Genomic DNA, 17,877 nt, shown 5'->3' with positions numbered 1-17,877 from the left:
TTGTGAATTTCAATAATTTTCCATTAACAAACGATGCAAAATTAAAAAAAAAGAATATCTTGAAAATATAAATAACTACTTTTTTTCTAACTTGTTAAATAAAAACTTTTATTTAATACTTATAATTTCCGCTGTATTTGGTATATCTTTTTGGATCGGATTTAATGTTAATTTACTTCCTGTTGAAGCAAGTATAAATGCACCAATATATGATGAGCTTTTTAAAATTCTTTTTATTATTGGATTAATAATTTTCATAGGAATGACAATAGCTGTTGTATATAGTTTATTTAAATTCAGAAAAAGGAAAGATCAATTCGGAGATGGGATAGCTTTAGAAGGTAATTTAAGCCTTGAAATTGTATGGACAATTATCCCTTCTATTATTGTTTTAATAATAGGTTTATATAGCTATAACATTTACGATCGTATGGGAGGTATGAAAGAACTTAATCACAGCCATGAAATGATGAAATCAAATACAGAAAAGATATGGGCTGGAATTAGCCAAACATCAAATAATGAAGTTGCAAATAAAAATTTATCTGTTGAAGTGTCAGCAATGCAATTTGCTTTTTTATTTAATTATCCAAAAGGTGAATTTATTTCTGGGGAGCTTCATGTTCCAGTTGATCATAAGGTCTCTATGAAGATGGAATCGAAAGATGTTATTCATGCTTTTTGGGTTCCGGAATTCAGAATAAAACAAGATATCATTCCAGGCCAACCTACGATTTTAAATTTCACTCCTACTAAAGTTGGGAAATATCCAATAATTTGTGCTGAATTATGTGGTCCTTATCACGGAGGCATGAGAGCATCAATAATAGTTGAAGAAGAATCTGATTACAAAGATTGGTTTAACAAAAATACAAAAACTGAGGTTAGTTTATGACAATATTAATTGATTCACAAGATTCCAATAACAAGAGTCTTCAACCTAAAGGTTGGCTTAGATATTTTAGCTTTAGTCTTGATCATAAAGTAATAGGTATCCAATATTTAGTATGTGGGTTTCTTTTTTATTTAATTGGAGGAACTTTGGCAAGTGCTATAAGAATTGAATTAACAAGTCCAATGTCGGACTTTATGCCTAGAGATATATATAACCAAGTTTTAACATTACATGGAACAATAATGATTTTCTTGTGGATTGTACCTGTAGTAAATGGTGCATTTGGGAATTATTTAATTCCTTTTTATGTTGGAGCAAGAGATATGGCATTCCCAAGACTGAATGCTGTAGCTTTTTGGCTAATACCCCCTTCCGGTTTAATGTTAGTGGCTAGTTATTTTGTTGAAGGAGCTGCACAGGCAGGATGGACTGCGTATCCTCCTTTGAGTATAACAACCCCACAATCGGGACAAATAATTTGGATAATGAGTGTTTTATTGCTCGGAGGCAGCTCAATTTTTGGAGGGATAAATTTCATTGCAACAATTATCAAATTAAGAAGACCAGGATTAAAGCTTATGCAACTACCTATGTATTGTTGGGCGATGTTAGGGACAAGTTTATTAGTAGTTTTGTCAACTCCAGTTTTAGCTGGAACATTAATATTGCTTAGCTTTGATATTGTTGCTCATACCGGTTTCTTTAACCCTGTTTTGGGTGGGAACGTAGTCGTTTATCAACATTTATTCTGGTTTTATTCTCACCCAGCTGTTTACATAATGGTACTTCCTGCTTTCGGATTGGTTAGTGAAATCCTTCCAGTACATTCAAGGAAGCCACTTTTTGGATACACCACAATGGTTTTTTCAATAATGGGAATAGTTGTTCTTGGTCTAGTTGTTTGGGCTCATCATATGTTTACAAGTGGAACCCCACCTTGGATGAGATTATTCTTTACCATCGCGACAGCGTTTATAGCAGTTCCAACTGGAATTAAATTTTTTAATTGGGTTGCAACATTGTGGGGCGGGAAAATATCTATCAATAGTGCAATGTTATTTTCATGTGGATTTATAATTAATTTTGTATTTGGAGGTATTACGGGAGTTGCTCTAGCTCAAGTACCTTTTGATATTCATGTCCATGATACATATTTTGTTGTAGCTCACTTCCATTACATCGTTTACGGAGGGACCGTTTTTATTATCTTCTCATCCATATACCATTGGTTCCCAAAGGTGACAGGTAAGTTAATGAATGAAAAACTAGGGATATTACATTTTGCCATAACTTTTATTGGATTTAACTTATGTTTTGCTCCTCAACATTGGCTTGGTCTTAATGGAATGCCTAGAAGGGTGGCAGAATATGATCCTCAATTTCAATTTGTTAATCAAATTAGTAGCCTTGGTGCTCTCTTAATGGCTATTAGTACTATCCCTTTTTTGATCAATATATATGCAAGTATTAAAAATGGTAAGGATTCTGGGGATAATCCTTGGGATGCTTTAACTCCTGAATGGTTAACAACCTCTCCTCCACCCGTTGAGAATTGGGAAGGAGAAGCACCTTTAGTAGAAGAACCTTATGGTTATGGAAAACCAATCTCTAAATAAAATCAATCAAAAAGTATGACAACTCTAGATAGTTCAAAAGAAATTAAAAAAAATGAGAGTGAGCTAAGGGAACATCATGAAGACTTCAGGATGTTTGGATTAATCACTTTTTTAATAGCTGATGGGATGACTTTTGCTGGTTTCTTTGCTGCCTACCTCACATATAAAGCAGTCAATCCTTTGCCGGATGGTGCTATCTACGAATTAGAATTGCCTATACCTACTTTAAATACAATTTTATTACTTGTAAGTAGTGCAACCTTTCATAAAGCAGGTAAAGCGCTTCTTAAAAATAAAAATTCCGATACCCAGAAATGGTTATTAGTTACTGCTCTTCTTGGGATAGTTTTTTTAATATGTCAATTATTCGAATATTTTAATTTACCTTTCGGTTTAACGGATAATTTATTTGCAAGTACTTTTTATGCTTTAACAGGCTTTCATGGTCTCCATGTAACTTTAGGAACGTTAATGATATTAATTATTTCTTGGCAAGCAAGATCAAAGGGAGGAAGAATTACCAATCAAAATATGTTTCCATTAGAAGCTGTTGAATTATATTGGCATTTTGTAGATGGAATATGGGTTGTTTTATTTATTATTTTATATCTTTTATAATTTAAAAATTATTATTTAAAAGTCTATTTTTTATTAACTTATATTGCCACAATTCTCATTATTAGTAAGAATATATAATTAGAAATAATTTATATAATGCTTGTAGGAAAAGAACTTCTCGAAAAATCTAAATTACTCAGCAATAAATCTGAGGATGAAATAGCTAGAGGTTGTGGCTATGTAGGACCAAGTGGGAGAGTCTTAAGAAAAAATTTTTATAGAGCACTTGTTGAAGCTAAGGGTTACAAGTTAAGTAGTAGTGGAAATACAAGGCCAGGGAATAGATCTTCAAGAGGGAGACAAGCAGAATTCAAAACAAAAGTTCATTGCAATGGCAACTTATTAATAGGTCATGCCTATACAAAGAAATTAGGATTAGAGCCTGGTCAAGAATATAAAATTGATCTCAAAAAAGATACTAAAACTATTTCCCTAATTCCAATTAATTAAAAATTATTTATCCCAGCCATTTTCTTTAAGCCAATTTGAAGAGATTTCTTCAGAAAAGTTATCTGATTCTCTATTTTTGTTAAATAGAAGTAATTTTTCGACGTATTTAATTAATGCATCTCCTTCAAGATTTACACTATCGCCAATTGATAAATTTTTCAGATTCGTGTTATCCCAGGTATGAGGGATAATTGCGATCGTAAAAATTTCTCCTTGATTCTCAGATTTTGCAATTGTCAGACTAATTCCGTTTACGCATATACTTCCTTTATCAACTATGTATTTGGAAAATTTTTTATTTTGCCACTTAATTTTTAACATCCATGATTTTTCTAGTTTTTCTATATTTTCAACTTTTCCCAAACCATCTATATGTCCACTTACTATGTGCCCCCCAAGACGATCTGAAAGACGGATAGCTGGTTCCAAATTAACTATTTGATTGATACTTGATTTATCTCCTAAAGTAGTTTTTTTAAAAGTTTCTTCACTTACATCTACTTTAAATTGATTATTTGAAATTTCTTTTACCGTTAAACAAATCCCATTAACTGCGATACTATCGCCTATTTGCATATCAAAAGGTTCATCAAGAATTTCAATAATTAAGAAATCTTTTTCTTTTTTAAGTTTTCCTACTGACTGAATTATTCCTGTAAACATAACTTTAAATAAAGATTTTTTTTAGAATAAATATTAATTTTAATTTACTTTAAACCAATATCAACTATAAATAAATAAAAGAATTATTTAGTAGAAATTAATTATATAAAGATGATTATTGATTCTCAGAAAAGATTATTTGGCAAAGGTTGCAATGTAAGTTTATTTACTTTAGGCACAATGCGAGCGACTGAAAATCTTAATAAAATGTACTCTCTGATAAAAAGGGCTCATCAAGCGGGCATTAATCATTTAGAAACAGCTGCATCTTATGGAAAAGCAGAAATCCTGATAGGGGAAGTATTAAATAAGTTAGAAAATTCCGAAAAAATAACGAAGAAAGAATGGATAATTACTACTAAAGTTTTACCTAAAGGAGATTTTAATTATCTAAAAAAAAATTTCAAAAATTCTCTAAAAAATTTAAAGCTAAAAAAAATTCATAATCTTGCTATTCATGGAATAAATTTAGATGAGCATTTGGATTGGGTTTTAAATGGAGAGGGGGTAAAGTTTTTACAGTGGTTAATTAAGAATGACCTAGTTGATCAAGTTGGTTTTAGTTCGCATGGAAGTTATAAACTTATTGAAAAAGCAATTAATTGTGAAGTATTTAGTTTTTGCAATCTTCATTTACATTTTTTAGATCAATCGAAGATAAGCCTTGCCCAGTTAGCTTTAAAAAAGAAAATGGGTGTTTTAGCTATATCCCCTGCTGATAAAGGCGGAAGATTATATGCACCAAGTGATACTTTATTAAAAGCATCTGCACCATACCATCCTTTAGCACTGGCTTATAGATTTTTACTTTCAAAAGGAATTACAACTCTATCTTTAGGAGCTTCAAAAATTGAAGATTTTTATATTGCAGAAAAACTTATTAATTCAAGTCAAAAACTTACTTCTTCTGAAATTAATGCATTAAAAAATATCGAAAAGGTCGCTAATGAAGAATTAAAGTCCTCAAAATGTGAGCAATGTAGATCTTGCCTTCCATGCCCAAGTGAAATCCCTATACCTGAAATACTTCGTTTAAGAAATATCTCTTTAGGTTATGGCCAGATAGAGTTTGCTAAAGAAAGATATAATTTAATAGGTAGAGCTGGCCACTGGTGGGAAGAGAAAAATGCCTCTTTTTGTTTAGAGTGTAATGAATGCGTTCCAAAATGTCCAAGTGAATTAAATATTCCAGAATTATTAAAACAAACTCACAACCTATTAGTTGAAAAGCCTAAAAAAAGATTATGGGGTTGAAGATTGATTCCATAAATTTTCCAAATTAGATTTTTCTTTTTTATTAATAGGAGGCAAAGACCAACTATTTTCCCAACAAATTTTTGATGGGCCAGAATTATTATATTTAGAATTGATATTATATTTATTTTGAGAATATTCATCATTAAAAGGTAGGTACCAACCTTCATTTGCCAATAAGTCGATAGTTTTCCTATTTTCAAAAGATTTAATCCAATCAATTAAAATTTGATTATTAACTTTTGATTTACTTAAAAGGAAATACCAAATTAAAGGAACACCTTTATTAGGAAAAACAATAGAAAGTCTTGAATCAAATTTGAGATATTTTACACATTGAGAATATGGAACAATAGCAACAGTTGCCTGAGAATTAATTAACCAATTTATTGAATTTTGATCATCAAATAACATTACTTGATTTTTAAGTTTGCTAAAAGAATTTTTAGCATTAATTTTTTTTAAAATAGACATTATTATTCTCGGACTTTGAGGAAATATAATTTTTCCTTTCAACTTTTCAGCGAGAAGGAAATCCCATGACTGACTTGCATCACTAATTAAATTTTTATTATTTTTTATAACTACTGCATATGGAACTACACCTATTGGAAATAATTTATTACTTTGATATTCTTTAAAATCATTTAGAAATTCTTTAGACCTATTATCTAATCTATCATTATTAAATAAATTATTTAAACTCTGAAAGTTTTCAAAATTTAAACTGTTTATCCATCCATCATTAATCAACATATAATCAGAATTAGATAATTTTTTATTTTTTATTAAGTCAAGCTTACTCAAATTAATAATTTCTTTTTCCCAACTCTTAGGCAAAGTATCTTTTAAAGATTGAGGATAAAAAGAGCTTTGTAAAGAAATACTTATTTTTCTTGAGGAATTACTACATGAATTTAGTAATAAAAGAAGCGATAGTTTTCCATAGTTAAGAAATTCCCTTCTTGTTGAATAATTTTTAAGCATTTATAAATTTTCCTCTAAAGAAATTTGACCTAACTTCTTCATCCTTTCTAGATTAATTTGACACATAGAAACTATTTCTTCATTGCTAAAACCCTTAAGAAAAGCAAAAATTGACATCCCTCCAGCGCCTACACCCTCCTTAACATATCCTATTTCATAATCACTTAATTCTTCATATTTAGATGATTCGAAATTTAAAGGACTTGCTAAACCTATTAAATTTACTTTATGTTTTTCAGTGATTAAATCTAATAAATCATTCAATGCATTATCCTTAACTAACCATCCTGTAGTTGCAATAAAAACGAAATCAACAAACTCTTGTTTTTCTTTAGAGTCAATAAATTCCAATGCAAGTAAAACAATAGCCAACATCTGACTACCTCCAGAAAGTACAACGGTTTGATTAGCTAATCTTGCACCAATCAATAGTCCCATAGAGAAAGCTTGAAATGGGTCTCCAACTGAAGAAATAACATCTAATGAGTCAAAATCATAATTTAGATTTGAATTTAATAGCCCAGCTTTAATTACTTTTGTTTTTAAGGCCCTTGGAGCATTTATCAAACTACTCCCTATTAATTTATTTACATTCAAACCAAAAGCTTCCATTACTGCTTGAGCAGTAGTGGTTCCTCCTGGGACAGATTCTGAAATAAATATGGGTTGATTTGTAGATTTTCCAATGTCTAGTCCTTTTTTGTAAAGACTCAAAACTCTATTTTTATTCATAGATTTTCCCGTAGTTAAGCATTTAGAGGGACCTACCGAATAGTTTTCCACAATCAAATGTCTAAAGTAAGGTTTTTCATTTATTCCTATGGGGACAACTATTGGACTCGCACATATCAGTTTCGAGCACACATAACTTATCAATGCTGGGGTAACTCCTGCATTTAAAAAAGGTAATTTATATTTATGATCTATAAAGGCACCAAAAAGAAGAAATTCAGCATCTGCTAATGCAGTTTTCCTTCTAGCTTTTGAATTAATTCCGGCTGCAGATATACCTCGAATTTGAGATGTTTCTGTCCCTGCAATAACAAGATAGAAAATAAAATTATCAATTTCTTTTTTAAGAGTTTCTACTCTTTCAGAACATAATTTTTGATTAATTTTACTACCAAATAACTTTATTCCTAAATACGTTTTCTGCATTATTTAATCTTATATCAAAGACCTAAATCAACAAATCCATTCATTATTTTTGGAGGATCAGGAATATTTGAATTTAATCTAGGGAAAAGAGAATATGAAAGAATATGTATAGTTAAGACATAAACCATTTCTTGAAAAATTATTAATAGTAGTGCGACTAATTGTATAATTCTGATCGAAGGTGAAAAGGGTAAATTAAATAATTCTATAAATTTGTCTAAAAGTCCATAACTTGCTCTTGTTATTATTATCCAAAGATTATCACCAACTAACGTTGATAATGCAAATACTCTTATAAAAAAACCTAATGTCCCTAGAATAAAACCTACACTCCAACTAAGCCACCAGTTTTTTTGCTTGAACCAAGACCATCCGAGCCAAAAGGCTAATATTCCATATGGGAATAAAAATAAAGTCCCTCTAATTGGACCCATAAGTATTAATAACAAAAGAAATTGTATTATGAGGCCTTCCAAGGCAGTACTAGTTCCTCTTCTCAAGTGCAACAAGATCATAGGGAGTGGTAATACTAATCTCAACAATGCTCCACCTATAGGTAAATAATATAAAGCGACCCAAAGTAAAGAAGAAAGAGAAGCTAAATAGGAAGGTTCAACAATATTAAGTGCGTCATTTTTTCTTAAAAATTTCATATGATTTTTCACGCTATTTAATCCCTTTTTATACTTTCGTTTTTTGAGTCAAGAAAACGTTCTATCTTTTCTATTTCGAAATTTACATCAGAATTTCTTAAAATGTTACTTAGATCTTCAATAGGGTCTTTTGGATCTACATCTTTTAAAATAAAAATAATTTTGTATGATTGAGGCTGATATTTTCTTTTTGGGATCGAAATTTTTTGCTTATTAATTTTTTTGGTGTTTTTTTGTTTCTCCTCAAGCTTAATAACTTTTTTATTCTTTAAATTATTTTTAACATCATCTTTGATTATTTGTTCTTTAATAATTTGTATATTTTCAATATTTTCCTCAAGTTTAAATACTTTTTTATTTTTTAAATTATTTTTAGCATCTTCTTTAATTCTTGATTCTTCAACATTTTTAAAACTAGATTCTAAGAAATCTCCAACTCTCCCTCCCGAGCATGATTGCAATAAAAATAAAATTATCAATAAAAAAACTTTTTTTATTTTAAAACCCATATTTATTTTTTAATTTTTTTATTTTTTTTGGTCTTTTTACTAATTACTTTATTTTTTTTGAAAACAGAAACCTTTTTATCTTTCATTTTCTCTTCTAAAAGAATCAAGGCATTTTCAATTGTAAATTTTTCTAAATCAGTATCTTTAGGCAGAGAAACATTTATTTTCCCACACTTCACATATATTCCATATTTTCCATTTAAAACTTGAACTTTATCATTTAACTCTTTAGGTTTCCCAAAATCCTTTATTACTTCTTGTCCCCCTCTCCCTAATTTTGGCATCGCGAGGATTTCTAATGCACGCTTAAGATCAACCTTAAATACATCATCTTCTTTTTTTAAAGATCTATTTTCAGAAGTATCTTCATCTTTGATCCATTTAATATAAGGACCAAATCTTCCTCTGTCAGCCTCAACAATTCCACCCTCGGGATGCTCTCCAAGCAATTTTGGTAAGCTTAATAGTTCTAGAGCTTCCGATAATGACAAGTCATCAGTTTTCAAGTCTTTGGGTAAACTAGCCCTTCTTGGCTTGGCTTTACCCTCTTCAATATTACCTAGCTGAACATAAGGTCCATAAGGACCAAATCTCAAAAATACTTGCTCACCTGTTTTTGGATCAGTCCCAAGATCTGAGGGGCCACTTAGTATTTGATCAACTTTCTTTTTATCTAAATCTCCAGGAGTAATATCCATAGGGAGATTTCCTTTTGCTTGTATTTCATTTCCTGATTCATCTATTTTTACTCCCTCTAGCCATGGCCCGTTTGATCCGATTCTAACTACACAAGGGAGATCATCAAAATCAACTTGTCTATATGCTTTCCCATCAATATCACCTTCTGTTTTCTGAACTTTCACCTCAAGACCGTTTTTACCTTTATAAAAAGTTTCTAAATATGGTAGCCATTCTAGATTACCTGAAGAAATTTCATCTAATGAAGATTCCATTTTTGCCGTAAAAGTAGTATCTACTAGATCAGGGAAGTGCTCCTCTAGTAATGCCGTAACAGCAAAAGCAGTAAAGGTAGGAGATAAAGAGTTTGAAGAAATATTTGCATAACCCCTATCAACTATTGTTCCAATAATACTTGCATAAGTAGAAGGTCTGCCTATGCCCTCTTTTTCTAGAACTTTAACTAATGCAGCCTCAGTATATCTGGCTGGAGATTTAGTCTCATGATAAGTAGCCTCTTTACTGGCCACCTCAAGAGTAGACCCAAGAGTTAAATTTGGGAGAATTACTTCTTGCTGTTCCAATGATGCACTTGGATCATCACTACCTTCGACGTAAGCTCTAAAAAATCCTGCAAAATCAATACTTTTTCCACTGGACTTAAATAATCCTTCTCCCACTTCTATTTCAGCATTAACCATAGTTAATCTTGCTTCAGCCATTTGACTGGCAACAGTTCTTTTCCAAATTAATTCATATAGGGAAAGATCCCTTCCCGCCAAGTCTGTATCGCTGGGTGTTTTAAATACTTCTCCGGCAGGTCTAATAGCTTCATGAGCTTCTTGAGCATTCCTTTCTTTTGAATTAAATTGACGAACTGAACTTGATAAATATTCTTTTCCGTATCTTGACTGCACACATTCTCTCGCCGCTCTTATTGCTTGTTCTGAGAGATGTACCGAATCAGTTCTCATATATGTAATAAAACCTCTCTCATACAAGCCTTGTGCACATCTCATTGTTTCTCTTGCTGATAATCGAAGTTTTCGATTAGCCTCCTGCTGCAAGGTACTAGTAGTAAATGGTGGAACAGGCTTCCTAGTTGTTGGTTTTTTCTCTATTTTTATAACTCTCCACTTTTCTTCAGATAAAGACTTGAGCAAACTCTTCGCTCTCTCTTCGTTCAAAATTAAAGATTTATTACCATTTTTTAATTTACCGGTTTTCTCATCAAAATCAGATCCGTTAGAGATTTTCTGACCAGATAGGCTAGATAACTTACTGTCAAAAAAAACATTATCCTTAAGTAAAGTGGCTTTTAATCCCCAATAAGTAGCTTTTTTAAAAGCTCTCCTTTCTCTTTCTTTATTAACAAGCAATCTTACAGATACAGACTGAACACGACCTGCAGAAAGCCTAGGGGCTACCTTTTTCCAAAGTAATGGGGAAAGTTCATATCCAAAAAGCCTGTCAAGAATTCTTCTTGTTTCTTGGGCCTGAACTAATTCCATATCAATTTCTCTAGTTTCATCTAGAGCCTTATTAATAGCCTTTTTAGTAATTTCATGAAAAACCATCCGTTTAGTTGGAATCTTGGGTTTAAGTATTTGCATTAAGTGCCAACTTATACTCTCTCCCTCCCTATCTTCATCAGTTGCTAATAGTAATTGGGTAGCATCTTTTAAGGCATTTTTTAAATCTTTAACAACTTTCTTTTTTTCTTTAGGAACGATATAAAGTGGTTCAAAATCTTCTGTAGTGTTTACACCTATTCTTGACCATTTTTCTTTTTTTACTGATGCAGGGATTTCAGCAGCTCCTTTTGGAAGATCTCTTACATGCCCCATAGAAGCTAAAACTTCATAATTAGGAGGCAAAAACCTTCTTATAGTTTTTGCCTTTGTGGGACTTTCAACAATAACAAGTGTGTGATCCAAGGTCTATTTCAAATAATTGGTGTTTTTTTAATCAATTAGGGCATATTATGATTAATTGAAACTTCTTAAAACAAACTTGCTCAAGAATTTCAAAAATCATACCCACAAATTATAATCAACTTAAGATTAACTCTTACATCCTTACAATCAAACATTCAATTTAATTAAGTGCCTAACGAAATCTTTACAATTAATTTAAATGCTCAAGCAATTATTCCAGAAGCTTTCATTTTGCTTGGTATTGTTGGTACTCTTCTTGTTGATCTAGCTGGCGAAAAGACAGCCTCTAGGTGGGCGCCTGTGATTTGTTATATTTCTTTAGGCAGTTCTCTGGTAAGTCTCGCTTTTCAGTGGAGTAACCCTGTTAATAACGCATTCCTTGGTTCTTTTAATTCAGATAATCTAGCTATTGCATTTAGATCAATCATTGCATTATCAACTTTGATTTCCTTACTCATTAGTTGGCGTTATACAGAGCAGAGTGGAAGTCCAATCGGAGAATTTGCTGCAATAGTTTTATCGGCAACTTTAGGAGCCATGCTTTTGTGTGGATCTACTGACCTTGTAAGTGTATTTATATCTTTAGAAACTTTATCAGTAGCAAGTTATTTGCTTTCCGGTTACCTCAAAAGAGACCCAAGAAGCTCAGAGGCCGCTTTAAAATATCTTCTTGTCGGATCAGCAGCAGCTGCAATTTATTTATATGGATCCTCATTTCTTTATGGTCTAAGTGGTTCCACAAACTTATCAACTATTGGAGTAGAGATAATAAATAAGCCATCTTTTATTACATCCTTATCTCTAGTCTTTGTCTTATCAACTGTTGCTTTTAAAATTGCTGCAGTTCCATTTCATCAGTGGACACCCGATGTCTACGAAGGATCTCCCACGCCGGTAGTAGCTTTTTTGTCAGTTGGTTCAAAGACTGCTGGATTTGCTTTTGCAATAAGAATTTTAACCACCTCTTTTTCTTCTTTTGATGAACAATGGAAATTACTATTTACCATTTTAGCTATTTTAAGTATGGCCTTAGGAAATATTGTTGCATTGGCCCAAACCTCAATGAAAAGAATGTTGGCTTATAGTTCAATTGGTCAAGCAGGATTTGTAATGATTGGAATAGTTTCCGGGACTCAAGATGGTCTTTCAGCTGCTGTCTTATACTTGGCTGCTTACTTATTTATGAATCTAGGAGCTTTTTCATGTGTAATACTTTTTTCTCTTAGAACTGGCTCAGATAGAATTTCAGATTATTCAGGCCTGTATCAAAAAGATCCCTTAATTACTTTGGGTTTGAGTTTATGTCTTCTTTCTCTCGGAGGACTTCCGCCTATGTTAGGTTTTTTCGGGAAAATATATTTGTTCTTTGCAGGCTGGGCTAATCATCAATATCTTTTAGTAGTTGTTGGATTGGTTACTTCAGTAATTTCAATTTATTACTACATCTCGGTTATAAAAATGATGGTAGTAAAAGAGCCCCAAGAAGCTTCTGAAATAGTAAAATCCTATCCTGAAATCAAATGGAATATAATAGGATTACCTCCGTTAAGAATTGCTTTATATACTTGTATAGCTGTGACAGCTTTAGGAGGAATACTTTCTAACCCTCTTTTCAAATTAGCTAATTCAGCAGTATCAGAAACTCCTTTTTTACAGGATATCTTAGCTGTAACAAATAATATGCTCTAAAAAATTATTCATAAATGACTAAAAAAGTTGCGACCTTAGAAAAAGTATCTAAGACTTACGGTAAAGATGATCTTATTGTAAAAGCCTTAGATAATGTAAATTTAGAAATTTATAAAGGTGACTATTTGGCTGTTATGGGTGCAAGTGGTTCAGGCAAAAGTACTGCAATGAATATTATTGGCTGTCTAGATAGGCCCTCCAAGGGAGTTTATAAATTAAATGGGACTCCAGTTGAAAATTTATCTGATGACGAATTAGCTGAGTTAAGAAACCAAAAATTAGGATTCGTTTTCCAACAATTTCATCTTCTTTCAGACGCTACAGCACTAGAAAATGTACTTTTACCAATGATTTATGCGGGTGTCAATCCAATTGAAAGAGAAGAAAGAGCTAAAAACGCATTAGATAAAGTTGGGCTTTCTAAGAGAATTGATAATCGTCCTAATCAGTTATCCGGAGGACAACAACAACGTGTCGCAATTGCAAGAGCAATTATAAATAATCCTTCACTATTATTGGCAGATGAGCCTACTGGAGCATTGGATTCAAAGACAACAGAAGATGTATTAGACCTTTTTGATAAATTACATGAATCAGGGATAACTATAGTTTTAGTAACTCACGAAGATGAAGTTGCAAGTCGTGCAAAAAAAGTTGCAAAGTTTAAAGATGGGAAAATAGTTGAATTAAAAATAAAATAAATTTAAAATCTTTTTAATACTTTTTCTTGGGTTTGATTATAAATTCTCAAATTCCCATTATTGTCTACATCTTTTATTTTCCAGTACTTGGAGTTATACCCTCTAGGTAATTGTTTTTTTGTAAGGTATTTATTTGCATTCTCAATAATATATTCTTTTTTACCATTAAATTCGACTGAATCATGAATAGTTTTAAGAATTTTCGCAGTCCAATAATGTTCGCATATATTTTTAGTTTTAAGTATTTCTGATAAAGCAATCCCCTCTAATGGAGTTTTATTTGAAAAATTCATTCCCAAACCAATTCTCATATAAATAATTTCTTTTCCTCTTGTTATGACCCTAGGTAAAAATCCAATTAATTTTTTAGAATCATAAAAAATATCATTTGGCCATTTCAAATCAACATTTATAGATTCCATTTGAAACATTTCACATAACTTAATTGCGAATGAAAGACTCAAAGTCTCACTTGAAAATTCTGAGGAGAATATTGGATAAGCTGCACTAAGCCAAATTCCTCCTTTAGGAGAAAACCATGATCTTGAATTTTGACCTATCCCTGATAATTGCTCTTTGGCCACTATTGCTATTGGTTTATTTCTCTGGACAGGAGAATCTTGAAGCAAATTTGTTAGTTCATATTCAGTACTTCTACATTTGAATTTGTATTGCAGTTTCCAATCTGGGCACAATCCCTGAATTTTTTTGAAATAAAATGCTGTCCTAGCTACAGAACCTAAAACTTTCACAAAACCTTAATATTAAAAAACAAGCAATCTTTAATAGATTAAATTATCTTAAATCTTATAGTTTTAATTAAACAAATTGAATAAGAAATATTTACCAATATTAAATAAAAGATATCCATTTTCAATGAGAAATTGTCTTGATAATTTCAAAAAATCATGGGAAGACCTAGATAAATTATCCAAACTAAATGAAAATTGGGAAAAGTTAATTGGTCTTGAATTATCTAGAGCATGCAAACCATTAAAAATTGATCAAAAAAATCTTACTATTGCTGTAAATCATCCACAATGGAGGCAGGCATTGATTTATAACAAGCACCGTTTAAAAGAGAGTATTAGCAAATTTGGAATTAGTTTAAATGAAATCAAGATAATACAAAATTATGAAGTCCAAACTTTAGATAAAAAAGAGATTAACGCAAAAATCATCTGGGAGAATCATCCCAGCAGAATAAAGAATAATAATATGGTTATTTGCAAACTATGTAATAGTCCTGCACCAAAAGGTGAAATATCAAGATGGGGGAAATGTACTTTTTGTTGGAGAAAAAATGGTTAAGATCATTTTTTATTTTTCTACTATTAATATTCCCATTTGATTGAAAAAAATAGTCCTATATTCAACCCTCTTAAAACCAACTTTTTTCGCGATAAGCATGAGTTTATTTCCTTCCGGAAAACTTTTAATACTTTTTTCAATATAAGAATATTCTTTACTTAATTGGAAAAATTTTGAAATTGGGACCACGATAGATCTTAAATATATTTTTTGAAATAAATCAGCTAAAGAATTCAACTTAGAATGATTAAAGTCTAGAAACCCTGCTCTACCACTATTATTTAAAAGATTAAAGACTTTTTTTAATCCTTCCTCTACATTCATCAAATTTCTTAAACCATAAGACATACAAATTCCATCATAATTTTTTAAGTTTTCATCTATTTCAAAGATGTCTTGCATTTCCCAAGATATATATTTATTTCCAATCAATTTGGACCTTTTCCTTGCAATATTTAAAATTTCTTTTGCACTATCAATACCAGTAACAGTTCCATTAGGACTAACTTTTTTAAAAATCAGAAAGGATAAATCACCAGTTCCACAACAAAGATCAGCCCAATCTTCTCCATCAATTGGTTTTAATAAATAAACTAATTTATTTTTCCAAAATCTATGTAATCCTAAACTGAATAAACTATTTAAAAAGTCATAACTACAAGAAATATTATTAAAAATAGTTTTGACCTCATTAATTTTTTTATGCCTCATATTTAATCATTTTAAAAATTAATAATAATAAGCTATTTTTCATTCGGCCTTATTATTAGTTTCTTGTTAATAAGAAAAGATTTTATTTCTTCAATGGTAAGTTTTTTATCATGAAGTAAGGATGCTAAAAGTGCTGCAGATGCTTCACCTTCAGTAAAAACATCAAAAATATCTTCTAAAGAGCCTGCACCTCCTGAAGCTATAACAGGAATATTAACTGCCTTCGCAACTGTTTTAGTTAATAATAAGTCATATCCATTTTGTGTCCCATCTCCATCCATAGAAGTTAATAAAATTTCTCCAGCTCCTAATTCCTCAACTTTTTTTGCCCAATTTACCACATCTAGACCAGTGTTCTCTCTACCCCCCTTAACGTAGACTTCCCATTCATTAGATACATTATGTTTTTTTCTTGCATCAATAGCTATCACAATACACTGTGTTCCAAATTTTTTAGAGCTTTGAGAAATTATTTTTGGATTCTTAACTGCAGATGAATTCAAGCTTACTTTATCTGCGCCTGCTCTTAAGAGATCATTTATTGTGACTATCGAATTTATTCCACCACCAACAGTAAAAGGGATTTTTACTGATTTCGCAGTCCTAGAGACAAGATCAACTAATGTTTTTCTATTTTCCACACTAGCTCTAATATCTAAAAAGACTAATTCATCCGCCCCTGCTTCTGAGTATCTACAAGCTAATTCAACAGGATCGCCGGAGTCTCTAAGGTTTACAAAATTGACACCTTTAACTACCCTGCCATTAGCTACATCTAAACAAGGAATTAAACGAAGAGCTACCATTTTAAAAAAAATTGTCCAAAGACTGTTAATCTTGCATAATAGCTTCCATTTTAACTCTTATGGCTCAAACAAAATTATTACCTAAAATTGGTAGTAAAGTTAAAATCAACATTAACAAGGTTAAAGATAGATTACCTGCAAAGCTAATTGATCAAATATCATCAAACCCAAGAGTTGTAACAACTGGATATAAAATGACTGATGGTAGAAGTATTGGCATTACTGTTAGATTGCAAAATGGAGAAGAAAATTGGTTTTTCCCTGAAGAAATTGAGAAAGGTTAAATAGCTAAAGTGAATGATCCAAAACAATTATTAGGCATTAAAGGTGCTTCAGAGACCTCAAGTATTTGGAAACTCCGAATACAATTGATGAAGCCAATTACATGGATACCTTTAATATGGGGTGTAATCTGTGGAGCCGCTGCAAGCGGAAACTTTCAGTGGACTATAAGCAACGTTTTAGCCTCACTAGCATGCATGCTTATGAGCGGACCACTTTTAGCAGGTTATACACAAACTATTAATGATTATTTTGATAGAGATATTGATGCTATTAATGAACCTAATAGACCAATCCCCTCTGGAAAAATTTCGATTAAGGAAGTGAAAACACAAATCTGGGTATTACTTATTTCTGGATTAGTTGTTTCTTTTTTACTAGATTTATATGCAAAACATAGTTTTCCTTCTGTCCTCCTTCTAGCTTTAGGTGGTTCTTTCGTAAGTTACATCTATTCTGCTCCTCCCTTAAAATTGAAGCAAAATGGCTGGCTAGGAAATTACGCTTTAGGAGCATCATACATAGCTCTTCCTTGGTGGGCAGGGCAAGCTTTATTTGGGAAATTAACGATTGTTACTGCATTGCTAACTCTTGCTTATAGTCTTTCTGGGCTAGGCATAGCAGTAATAAATGATTTTAAAAGTGTTGAAGGGGACTCAAAACTAGGTTTAAATTCATTACCTGTAATATTTGGAATTAAAAATGCTAGTCGAATAAGTGCTGGTCTCATTGATATTTTTCAATTGGCGATGGTTATTGTATTAATTGTTATTGGTCAACATTTAGCATCAGTAATTTTAGTTTTACTGGTAATTCCTCAAATTACGTTTCAAGATATGTGGTTACTAAGAGACCCGCTAAAATTTGATGTCAAATATCAGGCAAGCGCACAGCCATTCCTAATAACTGGAATGTTAGTAACTGCCTTAGCAATAGGACATAGTTTTTTAGTAGCTTAA

19 protein-coding genes are annotated in these 17,877 nt (G+C 31.4%); 10 read left to right on the top strand and 9 right to left on the bottom strand.

The features are described from left to right. The first annotated feature begins 91 nt into the window (after positions 1-91). The 4 genes from coxB to P9515_RS02495 all read left to right on the top strand — a co-directional run bounded on the left by coxB (position 92) and on the right by P9515_RS02495 (position 3,579). Entirely contained in the window at positions 92-895 is an 804-nt protein-coding gene (coxB, locus tag P9515_RS02510) for a cytochrome c oxidase subunit II (protein WP_011819825.1), read from the top strand. Then, positions 892-2,511 (top strand): cytochrome c oxidase subunit I, encoded by a 1,620-nt coding sequence (gene ctaD, locus P9515_RS02505; RefSeq protein ID WP_011819824.1) that lies wholly within the window; start codon positions 892-894, stop codon positions 2,509-2,511. Before coxB ends, ctaD begins: the two co-directional genes overlap by 4 nt. 15 nt (positions 2,512-2,526) lie before the next feature. Next, positions 2,527-3,129 carry a cytochrome c oxidase subunit 3 gene (locus P9515_RS02500; RefSeq protein ID WP_011819823.1) on the top strand — a complete coding sequence of 201 codons (603 nt, stop codon included), beginning with the start codon at positions 2,527-2,529 and terminating at the stop codon, positions 3,127-3,129. Between the two features lie 96 nt (positions 3,130-3,225). After that, positions 3,226-3,579 carry an AbrB family transcriptional regulator gene (locus P9515_RS02495; protein ID WP_011819822.1) on the top strand — a complete coding sequence of 118 codons (354 nt, stop codon included), beginning with the start codon at positions 3,226-3,228 and terminating at the stop codon, positions 3,577-3,579. Positions 3,580-3,582: 3 nt separating this feature from the next. Here the strand turns inward: P9515_RS02495 and P9515_RS02490 are convergent, their stop codons facing one another. Beyond that, a complete protein-coding gene (locus P9515_RS02490) occupies positions 3,583-4,242 on the bottom strand; it encodes a riboflavin synthase (RefSeq protein WP_011819821.1) in 660 nt (219 codons plus the stop codon). Positions 4,243-4,353: 111 nt separating this feature from the next. Between P9515_RS02490 and P9515_RS02485 the strand changes: the two genes are divergently transcribed. Beyond that, the gene (locus tag P9515_RS02485; RefSeq protein ID WP_011819820.1) at positions 4,354-5,496 is read left to right on the top strand and encodes an aldo/keto reductase; all 1,143 of its coding nucleotides are present in this window, start codon (positions 4,354-4,356) and stop codon (positions 5,494-5,496) included. On the opposite strand, the gene P9515_RS02480 is transcribed toward P9515_RS02485, so the two are convergent. From P9515_RS02480 to topA, 5 genes are read right to left on the bottom strand one after another with little or no spacing between them, the layout of a single operon-like run. Next, the gene (locus P9515_RS02480; RefSeq protein WP_011819819.1) at positions 5,485-6,483 is read right to left on the bottom strand and encodes a type 2 periplasmic-binding domain-containing protein; all 999 of its coding nucleotides are present in this window, start codon (positions 6,481-6,483) and stop codon (positions 5,485-5,487) included. The two genes, P9515_RS02485 and P9515_RS02480, sit on opposite strands and share 12 nt — an antisense overlap. Further along, entirely contained in the window at positions 6,484-7,641 is a 1,158-nt protein-coding gene (locus P9515_RS02475; RefSeq protein WP_011819818.1) for a nicotinate-nucleotide--dimethylbenzimidazole phosphoribosyltransferase, read from the bottom strand. Between the two features lie 14 nt (positions 7,642-7,655). Beyond that, positions 7,656-8,294 carry a DUF2232 domain-containing protein gene (locus P9515_RS02470; RefSeq protein ID WP_041710558.1) on the bottom strand — a complete coding sequence of 213 codons (639 nt, stop codon included), beginning with the start codon at positions 8,292-8,294 and terminating at the stop codon, positions 7,656-7,658. 17 nt (positions 8,295-8,311) lie between these two features. Continuing rightward, entirely contained in the window at positions 8,312-8,755 is a 444-nt protein-coding gene (locus P9515_RS02465) for a hypothetical protein (RefSeq protein WP_338048803.1), read from the bottom strand. Positions 8,756-8,805: 50 nt separating this feature from the next. Beyond that, positions 8,806-11,418: a type I DNA topoisomerase gene (gene topA / locus P9515_RS02460; protein WP_011819815.1), complete on the bottom strand. Its 2,613-nt coding sequence runs from the start codon at positions 11,416-11,418 to the stop codon at positions 8,806-8,808. 168 nt (positions 11,419-11,586) lie between these two features. Between topA and P9515_RS02455 the strand changes: the two genes are divergently transcribed. Together P9515_RS02455 and P9515_RS02450 are read left to right on the top strand one after the other, a co-directional pair. Beyond that, positions 11,587-13,107, top strand: a complete 1,521-nt coding sequence (locus tag P9515_RS02455) for an NAD(P)H-quinone oxidoreductase subunit N (protein ID WP_011819814.1) — start codon at positions 11,587-11,589, stop codon at positions 13,105-13,107. A 14-nt stretch (positions 13,108-13,121) separates the two neighbouring features. Next, on the top strand, positions 13,122-13,808 hold the full coding sequence (locus P9515_RS02450) for an ABC transporter ATP-binding protein (RefSeq protein WP_011819813.1): 687 nt from the start codon (positions 13,122-13,124) through the stop codon (positions 13,806-13,808). Between the two features lie 2 nt (positions 13,809-13,810). On the opposite strand, the gene P9515_RS02445 is transcribed toward P9515_RS02450, so the two are convergent. Beyond that, complete coding sequence (locus P9515_RS02445) at positions 13,811-14,560, bottom strand: biotin--[acetyl-CoA-carboxylase] ligase (RefSeq protein WP_011819812.1); 750 nt, start codon at positions 14,558-14,560, stop codon at positions 13,811-13,813. Between the two features lie 76 nt (positions 14,561-14,636). On the opposite strand from P9515_RS02445, the gene P9515_RS02440 reads away from it, so the two are divergent. After that, positions 14,637-15,119 carry a DciA family protein gene (locus P9515_RS02440; protein WP_011819811.1) on the top strand — a complete coding sequence of 161 codons (483 nt, stop codon included), beginning with the start codon at positions 14,637-14,639 and terminating at the stop codon, positions 15,117-15,119. Between the two features lie 9 nt (positions 15,120-15,128). Here the strand turns inward: P9515_RS02440 and P9515_RS02435 are convergent, their stop codons facing one another. Next, complete coding sequence (locus P9515_RS02435) at positions 15,129-15,830, bottom strand: ubiquinone/menaquinone biosynthesis methyltransferase (protein ID WP_011819810.1); 702 nt, start codon at positions 15,828-15,830, stop codon at positions 15,129-15,131. 32 nt (positions 15,831-15,862) lie between these two features. Next, positions 15,863-16,636 (bottom strand): imidazole glycerol phosphate synthase subunit HisF, encoded by a 774-nt coding sequence (hisF, locus tag P9515_RS02430; RefSeq protein ID WP_011819809.1) that lies wholly within the window; start codon positions 16,634-16,636, stop codon positions 15,863-15,865. Positions 16,637-16,695: 59 nt separating this feature from the next. Between hisF and petP the strand changes: the two genes are divergently transcribed. Beyond that, positions 16,696-16,920, top strand: coding sequence for a cytochrome b6f subunit PetP (gene petP, locus P9515_RS02425; RefSeq protein ID WP_011819808.1), 225 nt, complete (start codon positions 16,696-16,698; stop codon positions 16,918-16,920). A 9-nt stretch (positions 16,921-16,929) separates the two neighbouring features. Next, positions 16,930-17,877 (top strand): chlorophyll synthase ChlG, encoded by a 948-nt coding sequence (chlG, locus tag P9515_RS02420; RefSeq protein ID WP_011819807.1) that lies wholly within the window; start codon positions 16,930-16,932, stop codon positions 17,875-17,877.

Origin of the sequence: Prochlorococcus marinus str. MIT 9515 (assembly GCF_000015665.1) — a bacterium.
GTDB lineage: Bacteria > Cyanobacteriota > Cyanobacteriia > PCC-6307 > Cyanobiaceae > Prochlorococcus_A > Prochlorococcus_A marinus_P.
The sequence above is the reverse complement of the archived record's forward strand: the minus strand, read 5'-3'. Positions and strand labels throughout refer to the sequence as shown.

Excerpts from the sequence above, each read along its gene's own strand:
- ctaD (WP_011819824.1), top strand. The coding sequence starts at position 892 with ATGACAATATTAATTGATTCACAAGATTCCAATAACAAGAGTCTTCAA.
- P9515_RS02500 (WP_011819823.1), top strand. The coding sequence starts at position 2,527 with ATGACAACTCTAGATAGTTCAAAAGAAATTAAAAAAAATGAGAGTGAG.
- P9515_RS02495 (WP_011819822.1), top strand. The coding sequence starts at position 3,226 with ATGCTTGTAGGAAAAGAACTTCTCGAAAAATCTAAATTACTCAGCAAT.
- P9515_RS02490 (WP_011819821.1), bottom strand. The coding sequence starts at position 4,242 with ATGTTTACAGGAATAATTCAGTCAGTAGGAAAACTTAAAAAAGAAAAA.
- P9515_RS02485 (WP_011819820.1), top strand. The coding sequence starts at position 4,354 with ATGATTATTGATTCTCAGAAAAGATTATTTGGCAAAGGTTGCAATGTA.
- P9515_RS02480 (WP_011819819.1), bottom strand. The coding sequence starts at position 6,483 with ATGCTTAAAAATTATTCAACAAGAAGGGAATTTCTTAACTATGGAAAA.
- P9515_RS02475 (WP_011819818.1), bottom strand. The coding sequence starts at position 7,641 with ATGCAGAAAACGTATTTAGGAATAAAGTTATTTGGTAGTAAAATTAAT.
- P9515_RS02470 (WP_041710558.1), bottom strand. The coding sequence starts at position 8,294 with ATGAAATTTTTAAGAAAAAATGACGCACTTAATATTGTTGAACCTTCC.
- P9515_RS02450 (WP_011819813.1), top strand. The coding sequence starts at position 13,122 with ATGACTAAAAAAGTTGCGACCTTAGAAAAAGTATCTAAGACTTACGGT.
- P9515_RS02435 (WP_011819810.1), bottom strand. The coding sequence starts at position 15,830 with ATGAGGCATAAAAAAATTAATGAGGTCAAAACTATTTTTAATAATATT.
- hisF (WP_011819809.1), bottom strand. The coding sequence starts at position 16,636 with ATGGTAGCTCTTCGTTTAATTCCTTGTTTAGATGTAGCTAATGGCAGG.
- petP (WP_011819808.1), top strand. The coding sequence starts at position 16,696 with ATGGCTCAAACAAAATTATTACCTAAAATTGGTAGTAAAGTTAAAATC.